This is a genomic window from Saccharopolyspora hattusasensis (assembly GCF_050972075.1).
Classification (GTDB): domain Bacteria; phylum Actinomycetota; class Actinomycetes; order Mycobacteriales; family Pseudonocardiaceae; genus Saccharopolyspora; species Saccharopolyspora hattusasensis.
The window spans coordinates 761,959-774,073 of the sequence record NZ_JBPCDC010000001.1 but is presented as its reverse complement, the minus strand read 5'-3'; the positions used below and the strand labels follow the sequence as shown (position 1 = coordinate 774,073).

Genomic DNA, 12,115 nt, shown 5'->3' with positions numbered 1-12,115 from the left:
CGTAGAAGCCCTTGGCTTGTAAGAACCGGAAACTTCGGTATGTCCATGTTCACGTGCTGGCGGCCCGGCTGCTCCAGACGCACCTGGTCGGCGCGTTCGGGCTGCAGGCGTTGCGCGGTCGGGCCTGCGGGGTGAAGAACCGGAACGTGTCGTGGCGCGTGCAGTTGACCGGAATCGACTCGACGACCTCGTCGGTGCCGTGGTGGCCGAGCCGCAACGGCCACCCGGTGTGCCGGAAGTCCTCCGGTTGCGTCCGGTAGGCCATGGCCCACTCGTGTAGGCCGAAGCAGCCGAGCCGGGCCTTGCGGGACGCCGTGGCGGTCAGCAGGCCGAGCACGAATTCGCGGCGGCGGTCAGCGGTGGAACCGGAACCAGTCGAGGTCCAGGAAGTCCCCGGACCGGTCTGCGGCTCGTCCTCGGTGGACGGGCAGAGGTGGCAGCCGGTGCCGGTCGACCTGCAGCGGCCCGTGACCGGCAAGCACGACGTCTACCTGCGCGAAGGCGTCCCACCCGGCCTCGGCCTGGGAGCGCTTTCGGACGCTGCAGCACCCGAAAGCACCTCCCGGCCGTCAGCGCACGTGGGTGGCGTCGCGGACGGTGCCGACGTATTCCTCGACGAGGTCTTCGAGGGCGACGATGCCGATGGGTTGGCCGGTGGTGTCGGTTGCGGTGGCGAGGTGGCTGCCTGTGCGGCGTAGGGAGGTCATGGCGTGGTCGAGGCGGGCGTGGGCTGGGACGGTGGGTAGTCGTCGGATGCGGGCGGGGGCGATGGGGGTTGTGGGGTCGTGTCCGGCTTGGTCGAGAACGTCTTTGATGTGGAGGTAGCCGGTGAGTGTTCCGTCGCCGCGGCGGAGGGGGAACCGGGAGAATCCGGTGTGGGCGACGGCTTGTTCGACGTCGCCGAGGGTGGGGTGTTGCGGGAGTGTGGTGAGGTCGGGTAGGGGGACGAGGACGTCTGCGACGGTGTGTTCCACTGAGGACAGTGTTTGGGCGAGTCGGCGGTGTTCGGATTGGTCGAGGAGGCCTTCGCGGCGTGATTCGACGAGGAGTTCGGCGAGTTCGGCGGAGGTGTAGGCGGTGTCGAGTTCGTCTTTGGGTTCTACGCGTAGCAGGCGGAGCACGGTGTTGGCCATCATGTTGAACAGGGCGATGAGTGGCCGGGCGAGTTTGACGAAGCCGACCAGGGGTGGGACCAGCCAGAGGGCGAGTCGTTCGGGTTCGGCGATGGCGAGGTTTTTGGGGACCATTTCGCCGACGAGGACGTGGAGTATGACCACGATCGCTAGTGCGATGGTGAACGCCACGGCGTGGGTGATGGTGTCGGGGATGCCGAGAGCGGTGAAGGGTGTTCGGAGTTGGTGGGCGACGGCGGGTTCGCCGAGGCGGCCCAGGCCCAGGGAGCAGAGGGTGATGCCGAGTTGGGCGCTGGTGAGCATCAGCGAGCCTTCCTGGCTGGCTTTGATCACCACTCGGGCGCGGGTTTTGCCTTGGGCCAGCAGCGCTTCCAGCCGGTCCCGGCGGGAGGACAGCAGGGAGAACTCCGCGCCCACGAAGAACGCGTTGAGCAGCAGCAGGACAACACCCAGCACGATCGCGGAACCGTCGCTCATCGAACCTCCTCCACGGCCTCGGCGTGGGTCGGCTGGTGGGTGAGGCGCAGTTCTGCGATCCGGTGGCGGTCCATCCGGGTGACGGCCAGCCGCCATCCGTCCGGGATGAGGTGGTCGCCGACCTCGGGAATGCGTCCCAGTCGAGCCAGCACGAAGCCGGCAACGGTCTCGTATTCCCCGTCGGGCATGGCGAATCCGGTGGCCTCGGCCAGTTCGTCCGGGCGCAGTCGTCCGGAGATGATCCAGGTGTCGTCACCGAGGCGGCGCACCGCGGCGATTTCGCGGCGGTCGTGTTCGTCGCGGACGTCGCCGATGATCTCCTCGACGACGTCCTCCAGGGTCACGATGCCCGCGCTACCGCCGTACTCGTCGACCACCACGGCCAGCTGCAACCCCGATCCGCGCAGCCGGTTCAGCAGCGCGTCGCCGTCCAATGTCTCCGGCACGGTCGGCACCGGGCGGGCCAGCGACCTCACCGGGGTCGTTTCGCGGAGTCCGGCGGGGACGCCGAACGCTTGCTTGACGTGGACGACACCGTGGATCTCGTCCAAATCACCGCCGTGCACAGGGAAGCGGGAGAACCCGGTGCGGCGGGCGGTGTCGAGCAGATCCATCACGCTGTCGCCGACGGTCAGGGATTCCACGCGGACGCGCGGGGTCATCAATTCCTCGGCCGTGCGGTCGCCGAAGCGCAGCGACCGGTCCATCAGTTGCGCGGTCGAGGAGTCCAGCGTTCCGTGTTCGGCGCTGGAGCGCACGATCGAGCCGAGTTCTTCGGGGGAACGGGCGGATCGGAGTTCTTCTTGGGGTTCGATGCCGAAACGGCGCACGACCCAGTTGGCGCTATTGTTCATCGCATCGATCAGCCACCGGAAGACCTGCGAGAACCGGGCGTGGTAGCCCGACACGGCACGGGCGGTGGGCAGTGGGCGCGCGATGGCGAGGTTCTTGGGCACCATCTCCCCGAAGACCATCGACAGGGTCGTGGCCAGCAGGATCGCCAGCGTCAGCGACACCGCCCCGGCCGCCTCACCGGGCAACCCGAGCGCGGTCAGCCCCGGGCGGATCAGGTCACCGATCAACGGCTCCGCCACGTACCCGGTGACCAGCGTGGTCAACGTGATCGCGACCTGGGCGCCGGAAAGCTGGAACGACAACGTCCGGTGTGCCTTCTGCACCGCCCTCGCACGCCGGTCACCGACCTGACGCACATGCGCGTCCACCGTACTGCGTTCCAGAGACGTCAGCGAGAACTCCGCGGCAACCGCCAACCCGGTGCCCAACGTCAACACGCCAACGAAAACAAGGCCGAGAACGGCCAACAGGATGTCCATCACCGACCACCCCAGAACGGGGCATCGGCCACCAGTCGCGGAAAGCCGGGACTATGTCCCGGCCCGGTACTGCCCTCTGGGGATTGCGCTTCGCGCACTGAAGACGTCACTCCTAGACGCAAATCCGGAAAAATACGTCGCCAGTATACGTGTCCGTCGCAGATTCGGCGGCGAGAACATCACCACGATCTCCCGAGCAGTGCCAGCAGCTTCGTCTGCTCGTCGGCGTCGGCCGCCACCGGTCGCGGCGGGGCGAAGATCCCCATGCCCTCCCAAGCCGGGATCTGCGGGGCGAACACCGTGCGCACGGCAGCGACCAGAGCCGGATCCAGCCGGTCGTCGTCGCCGATGCCGCGGGCCAGGTCCCAGGCGTGCACGGCAAGGTCCAGCGTCATCTGCCAGCCGTAGTCCTCGGCCGGGATCACGCCGCCGGTGACGTTGACCTCACCGCTGGTCGCCCCCGGTTCGTCCCACGCGCGCCGGGCCGCCGCGGCTGCCTCCCGCCACGCGCCGACCGGTTCGGTGCCCAGCACGTCGCCGTCGAAGCGGTCGCCGACCTCGTCCAGAATGGCGCCGTCGAGCAGCCATGGCGCCCACAGCTGCTCGGACACCAGGTGGTTGAGCAGGTCCCGGACGCACCACTGCGCGCAGGGCGTAGGGGAGTCCCACTGGTCGTCGCCGATGTGCCCCACCCGGTTGTCGAACTCCGCCATGGCCCTGCGGTGCGCATCCAACAGCTGCATGATTCCTCCTGTGAATTCGGTCACGGGGCGCCCAGTGGTGGCGGCGGAATCCCTGGCCAGGCGTCCAGTGTGGCCGGATCGGGGTGTGCGCGGCATCCGCGTCGCGGCGGGTTTACGCCCCGGTGGTCTGAGCCACTTCTGGGAGCCGTAACCTGCCGCAGTTCGTCGGGCGGGCACCGCCGCGAGGTCACACAAGAGAGGACGTGATCGTGAGCACACCCACGGTTGCGGACGCACCGCAGCGGGGCTTCTTCGGGCACCCGCGCGGCTTGTCGACGCTGTTCTTCACCGAGATGTGGGAGCGGTTCTCCTACTACGGCATGCGAGCGATCCTCGGGTACTACCTGTACTTCGCGGTCGCTGAAGGCGGCTTGGGCATCCCCGAGTCGACCGCGCTGTCGGTGGTCGGCGTCTACGGCGCCTCGGTCTACATGACCGGTGTCCTCGGTGGCTGGCTGGCGGATCGGGTGGTCGGTGCCCAGCGGGCGGTGTTCTACGGCGGCTGCGTCATCATGCTCGGCCACATCAGCCTCGCCCTGCCCGGCGGCGTCGCCACGGTGGTGCTCGGGCTGGTGCTGCTGGTGATCGGCACCGGCCTGCTGAAGCCGAACATCTCGGGCCTCGTCGGCGGACTCTACGGCGAGAACGACACTCGCCGCGACGCCGGGTTCTCGATCTATTACATGGGCATCAACCTCGGCGGGTTCCTGGCCCCGTTCGTTGTCGGCACCCTCGGTGAGAAGGTCAGCTGGCACGCCGGGTTCGGTGCGGCGGCCGTCGGCATGGCGCTGGGCCTGGTCCAGTACCTGCTCGGGCGCAAGAACCTGGGTTCGGCCGGGCGAGCACCGGTCAACCCGCTGCGCGCCGGGCACAAGGGCCGGGTGCTGGGCCGCACGGCCGGCCTCGCAGCGGTGTTCATCGCGGTCCTGGTGGGCCTTTCGGTCAGCGGTGTGATGGGCCTGGACGGTCTGGTCAACCTGATCAGCCTGATCTCGGCCGTGCTGCCGATCGTCTACTTCGTGGTGATGCTCTCCAGCAAGCAGATCACCAAGATCGAGCGGGACCGGCTGATCGCCTACATCCCGCTTTTCCTGGCGACCGCGCTGTTCTTCCTGCTGTTCGAGCAGCAGCCGAACACGCTGGCGAACCTCGCCGAGGCGGACACCGACCTGAACGTCCTCGGCTTCGTGATCCCGGCTTCCTGGTTCCAGTCCATCAACTCGCTGGCGATCATCCTACTGGCGCCGGTGATGGCGTGGCTGTGGACGAAGCTCGGCGAGCGGCAGCCGTCCACCCCGCAGAAGTTCGTCGGCGGGCTGTTCTTCGTCGGCGTCTCGTTCCTGTGGGTGGTGCTGTCGAAGTTCGTCGCCGGCGACGAGAAGCACCTGCCGGTCATGCTGGCGCTGGTGTTCGTGATCATGACCGTCGGCGAGCTGATGCTCTCGCCGGTCGGCCTGTCGGTGAGCACCAAGCTGGCGCCGAAGGTCTTCGCCTCCCAGACCATGGGCCTGTACTTCCTGGCCCCGGCGATGGGACAGGGTCTGGGTGCGCAGGTCGTGAAGCTGTACTCGGTGGACAACCAGCAGGTCTACTTCGGCATCGTCGGCGTGGCCACGATTGGTTGCGCGGTCCTGCTGCTGCTCGCCTCGAAGAGCATCAAGCGCTACATGCACGGCGTGAACTAGGGAATTTCCAGGCTCGTCTGCGTGGCGGTGCTTCAACAGCGGACCGCCAGGGCAAGCGGGCGAAGGCCGGTCCCGACGATCCCGGAACCGGCCTTCTCACGGCGGACGGACTCAGTGCAGGTCGAAGGTCCGGGCGGCCGCCGGGTTCTTCGGGTCCGGGTCCGGGTGGCCCGGCACGCTGACGTTCCCGCTCGGCACCACGCCCCTGACCAGGTAGTCGGTGCCGATCCGGTCGGCGTCGGCGTTGCCGGCCAACGCCCACACCCCGTGCTTGCCCGCGTCCTTCTCGGTGACCAGCACCGAGGACGGCAGCGATCGGTGCATCTCCACGGCGCCCGCGTAGGGGGTGGCCACGTCGTACTCCGAGTTGAACACCAGCAGCGGCGGCAGCCCCTCACCGGTGATCTTCACCGGCTGCTGCCGGGGACCGTGCCACACCCGGCACGGGGCGACGCCCCAGCTGTTGTACCAAGCCCCGAGCGGGTTGTTGGCGGCCAGCTCGGCGGAGTCGCGCTCCCATTCGCGGCGGCGGGCCGGCCACGGGGCGTCCGCGCATTCGACGGCGTTGTAGATGGCGTTCTCGTTCTCCGCGGCCGCATCCTTGGTGGAGACCTGCGCGACGAGCTTCTGGTCGTCGTTGCGGAGGCGGAAGTCGGCGATCGCCTCGGCCAGCGCGGTCCAATTGTTCTCGCCATAGAGCGCCATGAATGTGATGTCGATGAACTCCAACGGGCCTAGCTTGCCGCGCGCGGCCTTGCGCAGCTCGGCCTGGATGCCGTCCCAGGCGGCCTGCACCCGGGCGCGGTCGGTGCCGAGGTGGAACACCTGGTCGTGCCGGGCGATCCAGTCGAAGTAGCGGCCCAACCGCAGCTGCGCGGCGATGTTCTGGTTGAGGTTGTTGCGGTACCACACCTCGGAGGTGTCCGGGTTCACCGCGCTGTCCAGGATCATCCGGTCCACGTGCTCCGGGAACAGCTGGCCGTACACGGCGCCGAGATAGGTGCCGTAGGAGTAGCCGAGGTAGCTGATCTTCTGCTCGCCGAGCGCTTCCCGGATCCGGTCCAGATCCCGGGCGTTGGCCGGGGTGTTCAGGTGCGGCAGGTACTTGCCGGCGCGCTGCTGGCAGCCGTCGGCGTACTCCTGGGCGCGCCGCCAGTTCTGCTCCCGGGTGTGCGGAGAGTCCGGGTCGGGCAGCGGGTTCTTCCAGAAGGTCGCCGGGTCCACGCAGGTGATCGGGTTGCTGTGCGCGGTGTTGCGGGTGTCGAACCCGATCAGGTCGTAGGAGTCGAGCACCTCGGCGGGCAGCCTGCCGGACAGCGAACCGGACCGGTACATTCTAGTTGTCAGAGAACACAAGAACCCCCTCTCGGCTTCGGCCGGGAGGGGGTCTTTTTTGTTTGTCCTACATTCGCCGCCTGCTACTGCCGCGTCTACATAGCCTCAGTGAGGAGATGTCTTTTCACGCGCCTGGCAAGAAGATCCACCAAAGCTTCCATTTCTTTCATGTCTTGCTGGCGGACCGGCAGACATATGCGGGATGTATGGTCACTCGTCGAACTTTCGACATTTCTGAATTGCTCAACATTTGACGGCTTGAGGATGCCGAGCTCGTACCCCAGAATCACCGCGCCGACACGGTTGCGTAGATTAAACTTGCGGTAGAGACCACCCAGTCGCGACTTTACGGTATCTTTCGAGATGAACAACCGCATCGCAATTTCACTGTCGGTAAGTTCGCAGGCAATACAATATATGACGTCCCTCTCTCCCTTGGTGAGATTTATCAACTCATCGGTGCTGAATCTTTGCGGTGAAGTTCTCACTACATTAAAACCGTTCGTACTAGTTTGAAAATGACGGAATCACGTGGGTGCGGCCGCGACGGACCGATGCCGGGCCGTGTCTGGGGTCATGCGGTACGTCTATGCCGTCCGATAGCCACTTCGGCAGGTGACTCTTCCCGCATTGCCTCTTCAAGGCAGTCGCGGCACGGTCTCACGAGCGGTGGCGTATTGGACTTGCCCATGTTGAGCCCGCATCGCGACGTCGCAATGGTGCCGGGCTTGCGTTCGTGCACATACCCGAGATGGTCAGTCCAAACCACCCGGACCCCAGGCACACACGCGTACCCCTCCATCGCGGACACTGGTCCGCTCACTCTGTGCCCCCGCCTGATCTCATGGCATGCGCCCGAACGTGAAGTACATGGGAGAGTCGCCGCAATTTGTCCGCTAGCGCCACCTGATTCTCCAGGGGGTAGTCCCCCCGCACGATATTGAACTGCGCATCGCTGATCGCCCATTGGACTTCGGCAAGCATCACAGCAAGCGTGTCGGCCGGAACCTGACTCACCACTGGTGGAATATCGGCCAGTCGATCCGCTCGGCCAAGGACGACTAGCAGGCAGGGAACGCACGGTGCCCCCTCACCTTCCTTGCACACCTCCACCTGCACGCGTGGGAACTTCTCCCCAGACACGGACGTCACCGTGCCATCCCGAGATTCTTCCGATCCCTCCGCGCAGTGCAGGACACGTTTCGATTCACGGACGACGCCATGTTTGTAGCGGAACCACTGCACGTTGCTGCCCTCGGGCGTCTGGTCGGGCCGACCAGCTGCCATCGGCGAACTCGTTCCCACAACTGGCTCCTCCTCCTTGTTCTGGTAGGGCAGTCCCCGCCGATCGGTCGGGGGGGCACTTCGCGAGTACCCGATCGACGGGGACCGCCCGGGAGAAAGTTTGTCGGCGCAGGACGAGTGCAGGTGATACGTCGTGTATCACTACCCGATTGGGCTAGTGAACGTTCAACGTCCTAGCGAGAGTGCGCAGTTGTGGTGATTTCGATGCCGGGGTGTGTAGTAGGTCCCCAACAACAGATTTCGGCAATCGCTGATTCCGAAACCAAAATGGGGCAGCGGAGGAAATTGAAGACAATAGCGCTATCGACCTGTCTGCGGACCCTGTCTTGAGATAAAGTAGGGCTCGGTCTGTATTGTGTCTGCACTGAGTTTGCAGGGGCAATACTGAAGGTCCACCCGGCATGGTTTGGGAAGCCGTTAGCGCATCCCCGAATTCCCCCAGGCTTATTGCTATATCAGTGTGCTGCATTGCTATCCATGACGCCCCGAAGATAGTGTTGTGGCTGTGTAGACCGTCTGGGACCTTTGCGGCTATTTCCCTCGCCTCGTCCAGATAGTGTTTTGCAGACACAGCGTTACCCGCACGGGCATGCGAATTACCTGCGTGCAGAAGCAAGGACCCGAATACGCTCATTTGAGAAGTCGTGTGGTTTTTACCCGGCTCAATTGATGCGGCTGTGGAGAGCGACAGGTCTTGTGATTCCGCATACCGCCCGGCGACTATCAGTTGCCAGGCCAAAGAGCCCGTAGCTGCTGCCGTCATTACAGGGTCGCCCAACTCGGCTGACAGGCTGATAGCCCGCTGGGTGGCTAGATACGCTGCATCCGGGTGACGTAGCAGGGTAAGAACCCGTCCAGCAGCCCATAGCACCTGAGACAGGGAGTGAAGGTAAACCGGCCGGTCAGTTTCGTTTGACGCCGCTAGCCCTGACTCAAGGCGTCTAATCTGCTGCGGCAATTTGACCATTGCCACGTCGTGTTGACCGCTCCAATACATGCGCCACGTGTCTATCTCCGCGAATCTTGCTTCTTGCAACGTTGCGGGGGTGTCCTTCGGGACGCCCACCAGACTTACAGCGTGTCTCAGCGCCGTCACCCCTTGGTCCTGGTCATGTTCCGGTATCGAGACCGGTACCAGTAGATCCGCGAGTGTCACATCAAGAGCGCGGGCGATTTTGTGGAGGCTTGCGACGCTCGTTGTCTGCCTCGCACCCTGCTCAAGCTTGCGGATCAGGACAACAGACAGACCCGCCCGGTCCGCAAGCGCCTGTTGTGTGTAGATCGCCCCACGCAGCTCCCGTATGCGGTCACCTAGTGACCGTTGGTTACTCATGTGACCACGGTACAGCCGAGTTGCTCTGCGGAGAAGATGATGCTAGTGCGCTCCGTGACAGCTGCCGCATATCTGGCAGGGCACTCCTACGCCGTGTAGCTCTACGTGGATTTCCATAGCGTCTGTTGCCATCTGCCCCGTGTCGACAAGCACGCGGTAGCACCGAGGGCCACCGATTGGGCAAACCCACCAACGGCGTCCGTCGACTAGGACAGCGTCGTAGCCGCTCTCAGACTGGGCCAACTGGGACATGTGAGCTATGCTAACCGGACTGGGCCAGCAACCGAGCCAACGACAGACAAACGTGACACGTTCGGGCTTATGCCCCGGCCGAAGTTGCTCACGTCGTCCCAGCTCGCAGACGAGCTGGGGGTCTCGCGTCGTTCAGTGGCGAGGTACGTGCAGGCTGGGATCTTGGTACCTGAGCTGTTCACGCCAGGTGGTCAAGCCAGGTTCGACCTGGAGGACAGCAAGGAACAGCTCCGGGAGCACACGCGCAAGATGCGCGGTTCCGGTTCTTAAGTGTTTTGTGTTCGAGCAGCAGCCGAACACGCTGGCGAACCTCGCCGAGGCGGACACCGACCTGAACGTCCTCGGCTTCGTGATCCCGGCTTCCTGGTTCCAGTCCATCAACTCGCTGGCGATCATCCTACTGGCGCCGGTGATGGCGTGGCTGTGGACGAAGCTCGGCGAGCGGCAGCCGTCCACCCCGCAGAAGTTCGTCGGCGGGCTGTTCTTCGTCGGCGTCTCGTTCCTGTGGGTGGTGCTGTCGAAGTTCGTCGCCGGCGACGAGAAGCACCTGCCGGTCATGCTGGCGCTGGTGTTCGTGATCATGACCGTCGGCGAGCTGATGCTCTCGCCGGTCGGCCTGTCGGTGAGCACCAAGCTGGCGCCGAAGGTCTTCGCCTCCCAGACCATGGGCCTGTACTTCCTGGCCCCGGCGATGGGACAGGGTCTGGGCGCGCAGGTCGTGAAGCTGTACTCGGTGGACAACCAGCAGGTCTACTTCGGCATCGTCGGCGTGGCCACGATTGGTTGCGCGGTCCTGCTGCTGCTCGCCTCGAAGAGCATCAAGCGCTACATGCACGGCGTGAACTAGGGAATTTCCAGGCTCGTCTGCGTGGCGGTGCTTCAACAGCGGACCGCCAGGGCAAGCGGGCGAAGGCCGGTCCCGACGATCCCGGAACCGGCCTTCTCACGGCGGACGGACTCAGTGCAGGTCGAAGGTCCGGGCGGCCGCCGGGTTCTTCGGGTCCGGGTCCGGGTGGCCCGGCACGCTGACGTTCCCGCTCGGCACCACGCCCCTGACCAGGTAGTCGGTGCCGATCCGGTCGGCGTCGGCGTTGCCGGCCAACGCCCACACCCCGTGCTTGCCCGCGTCCTTCTCGGTGACCAGCACCGAGGACGGCAGCGATCGGTGCATCTCCACGGCGCCCGCGTAGGGGGTGGCCACGTCGTACTCCGAGTTGAACACCAGCAGCGGCGGCAGCCCCTCACCGGTGATCTTCACCGGCTGCTGCCGGGGACCGTGCCACACCCGGCACGGGGCGACGCCCCAGCTGTTGTACCAAGCCCCGAGCGGGTTGTTGGCGGCCAGCTCGGCGGAGTCGCGCTCCCATTCGCGGCGGCGGGCCGGCCACGGGGCGTCCGCGCATTCGACGGCGTTGTAGATGGCGTTCTCGTTCTCCGCGGCCGCATCCTTGGTGGAGACCTGCGCGACGAGCTTCTGGTCGTCGTTGCGGAGGCGGAAGTCGGCGATCGCCTCGGCCAGCGCGGTCCAATTGTTCTCGCCATAGAGCGCCATGAATGTGATGTCGATGAACTCCAACGGGCCTAGCTTGCCGCGCGCGGCCTTGCGCAGCTCGGCCTGGATGCCGTCCCAGGCGGCCTGCACCCGGGCGCGGTCGGTGCCGAGGTGGAACACCTGGTCGTGCCGGGCGATCCAGTCGAAGTAGCGGCCCAACCGCAGCTGCGCGGCGATGTTCTGGTTGAGGTTGTTGCGGTACCACACCTCGGAGGTGTCCGGGTTCACCGCGCTGTCCAGGATCATCCGGTCCACGTGCTCCGGGAACAGCTGGCCGTACACGGCGCCGAGATAGGTGCCGTAGGAGTAGCCGAGGTAGCTGATCTTCTGCTCGCCGAGCGCTTCCCGGATCCGGTCCAGATCCCGGGCGTTGGCCGGGGTGTTCAGGTGCGGCAGGTACTTGCCGGCGCGCTGCTGGCAGCCGTCGGCGTACTCCTGGGCGCGCCGCCAGTTCTGCTCCCGGGTGTGCGGAGAGTCCGGGTCGGGCAGCGGGTTCTTCCAGAAGGTCGCCGGGTCCACGCAGGTGATCGGGTTGCTGTGCGCGGTGTTGCGGGTGTCGAACCCGATCAGGTCGTAGGAGTCGAGCACCTCGGCGGGCAGCCTGCCGGACAGCGAACCGGCGAAGGCGATGCCCGGGCCGCCCGGACCGCCGGGGTTGACCAGCAGCGAACCGCGCCGGGCCTCGGGCTTGCGCGCGGGGGTCTTCGAGACCAGCAGCTGCAGCTTCTCGCCGTTGGGCGCGTCGTAGTCCAGCGGCACTTCGACGTTGGCGCACTGCATCTGCGGGTGGGGCTTGCTGATGTCCTCCGGGCACGTACCGAACTGCAGGCCAGGCGCGGCCTGGGCGATCACCCCCGTGACGGCGGTGCCGGTCAGCACCGCCGTCACGGCTAGACCGAGTGCGATCGAGCGCTTCACATGCGTCTCCTCACGGAATGAGATCAGGATCGAACGGAGCGTAATCGT

The 12,115-nt window shown here is 65.6% G+C and carries 12 protein-coding genes; 3 read left to right on the top strand and 9 right to left on the bottom strand.

Going from position 1 to position 12,115, the window contains the following annotated elements; all coding sequences use genetic code 11:
- Window positions 1–49 precede the first annotated feature (49 nt).
- From ACRXBZ_RS03640 to ACRXBZ_RS03625, 4 genes are all read right to left on the bottom strand, one after another.
- The gene (locus tag ACRXBZ_RS03640) at window positions 50–478 is read right to left on the bottom strand and encodes a hypothetical protein (RefSeq protein WP_433877779.1); all 429 of its coding nucleotides are present in this window, start codon (window positions 476–478) and stop codon (window positions 50–52) included.
- A gap of 91 nt (window positions 479–569) precedes the next feature.
- A complete protein-coding gene (locus ACRXBZ_RS03635) occupies window positions 570–1,610 on the bottom strand; it encodes a hemolysin family protein (protein ID WP_433877778.1) in 1,041 nt (346 codons plus the stop codon).
- The gene (locus ACRXBZ_RS03630; RefSeq protein WP_433877336.1) at window positions 1,607–2,944 is read right to left on the bottom strand and encodes a hemolysin family protein; all 1,338 of its coding nucleotides are present in this window, start codon (window positions 2,942–2,944) and stop codon (window positions 1,607–1,609) included. Before ACRXBZ_RS03630 ends, ACRXBZ_RS03635 begins: the two co-directional genes overlap by 4 nt.
- A gap of 179 nt (window positions 2,945–3,123) precedes the next feature.
- Window positions 3,124–3,687, bottom strand: a complete 564-nt coding sequence (locus ACRXBZ_RS03625; protein ID WP_433877777.1) for a TIGR03086 family metal-binding protein — start codon at window positions 3,685–3,687, stop codon at window positions 3,124–3,126.
- Between the two features lie 209 nt (window positions 3,688–3,896).
- Between ACRXBZ_RS03625 and ACRXBZ_RS03620 the strand changes: the two genes are divergently transcribed.
- A complete protein-coding gene (locus tag ACRXBZ_RS03620) occupies window positions 3,897–5,372 on the top strand; it encodes a peptide MFS transporter (protein ID WP_433877776.1) in 1,476 nt (491 codons plus the stop codon).
- Between the two features lie 111 nt (window positions 5,373–5,483).
- Here ACRXBZ_RS03620 and ACRXBZ_RS03615 read toward each other — a convergent pair whose 3' ends face one another.
- The 4 genes from ACRXBZ_RS03615 to ACRXBZ_RS03600 all read right to left on the bottom strand — a co-directional run bounded on the left by ACRXBZ_RS03615 (window position 5,484) and on the right by ACRXBZ_RS03600 (window position 9,345).
- Window positions 5,484–6,707 carry an alpha/beta hydrolase gene (locus ACRXBZ_RS03615; RefSeq protein WP_433877775.1) on the bottom strand — a complete coding sequence of 408 codons (1,224 nt, stop codon included), beginning with the start codon at window positions 6,705–6,707 and terminating at the stop codon, window positions 5,484–5,486.
- A gap of 95 nt (window positions 6,708–6,802) precedes the next feature.
- Window positions 6,803–7,195: a response regulator transcription factor gene (locus tag ACRXBZ_RS03610; protein WP_433877774.1), complete on the bottom strand. Its 393-nt coding sequence runs from the start codon at window positions 7,193–7,195 to the stop codon at window positions 6,803–6,805.
- 331 nt (window positions 7,196–7,526) lie between these two features.
- Complete coding sequence (locus tag ACRXBZ_RS03605) at window positions 7,527–8,012, bottom strand: hypothetical protein (protein ID WP_433877773.1); 486 nt, start codon at window positions 8,010–8,012, stop codon at window positions 7,527–7,529.
- A gap of 154 nt (window positions 8,013–8,166) precedes the next feature.
- The gene (locus tag ACRXBZ_RS03600; RefSeq protein WP_433877772.1) at window positions 8,167–9,345 is read right to left on the bottom strand and encodes a helix-turn-helix domain-containing protein; all 1,179 of its coding nucleotides are present in this window, start codon (window positions 9,343–9,345) and stop codon (window positions 8,167–8,169) included.
- 321 nt (window positions 9,346–9,666) lie between these two features.
- Here ACRXBZ_RS03600 and ACRXBZ_RS03595 point away from each other — a divergent pair, with 321 nt between their 5' ends.
- The gene (locus tag ACRXBZ_RS03595) at window positions 9,667–9,867 is read left to right on the top strand and encodes a MerR family transcriptional regulator (RefSeq protein ID WP_168589428.1); all 201 of its coding nucleotides are present in this window, start codon (window positions 9,667–9,669) and stop codon (window positions 9,865–9,867) included.
- Between the two features lie 7 nt (window positions 9,868–9,874).
- Complete coding sequence (locus tag ACRXBZ_RS03590; protein ID WP_433877771.1) at window positions 9,875–10,444, top strand: oligopeptide:H+ symporter; 570 nt, start codon at window positions 9,875–9,877, stop codon at window positions 10,442–10,444.
- A gap of 111 nt (window positions 10,445–10,555) precedes the next feature.
- On the opposite strand, the gene ACRXBZ_RS03585 is transcribed toward ACRXBZ_RS03590, so the two are convergent.
- Window positions 10,556–12,067, bottom strand: a complete 1,512-nt coding sequence (locus tag ACRXBZ_RS03585) for an alpha/beta hydrolase (RefSeq protein ID WP_433877770.1) — start codon at window positions 12,065–12,067, stop codon at window positions 10,556–10,558.
- Between the last annotated feature and the right edge of the window lie 48 nt (window positions 12,068–12,115).

Coding starts and splice junctions, on each gene's coding strand:
- ACRXBZ_RS03635 (WP_433877778.1), bottom strand. CDS start 1,610: ATGAGCGACGGTTCCGCGATCGTGCTGGGTGTTGTCCTGCTGCTGCTC.
- ACRXBZ_RS03630 (WP_433877336.1), bottom strand. CDS start 2,944: ATGGACATCCTGTTGGCCGTTCTCGGCCTTGTTTTCGTTGGCGTGTTG.
- ACRXBZ_RS03625 (WP_433877777.1), bottom strand. CDS start 3,687: ATGCAGCTGTTGGATGCGCACCGCAGGGCCATGGCGGAGTTCGACAAC.
- ACRXBZ_RS03615 (WP_433877775.1), bottom strand. CDS start 6,707: ATGTACCGGTCCGGTTCGCTGTCCGGCAGGCTGCCCGCCGAGGTGCTC.
- ACRXBZ_RS03600 (WP_433877772.1), bottom strand. CDS start 9,345: ATGAGTAACCAACGGTCACTAGGTGACCGCATACGGGAGCTGCGTGGG.
- ACRXBZ_RS03595 (WP_168589428.1), top strand. CDS start 9,667: ATGCCCCGGCCGAAGTTGCTCACGTCGTCCCAGCTCGCAGACGAGCTG.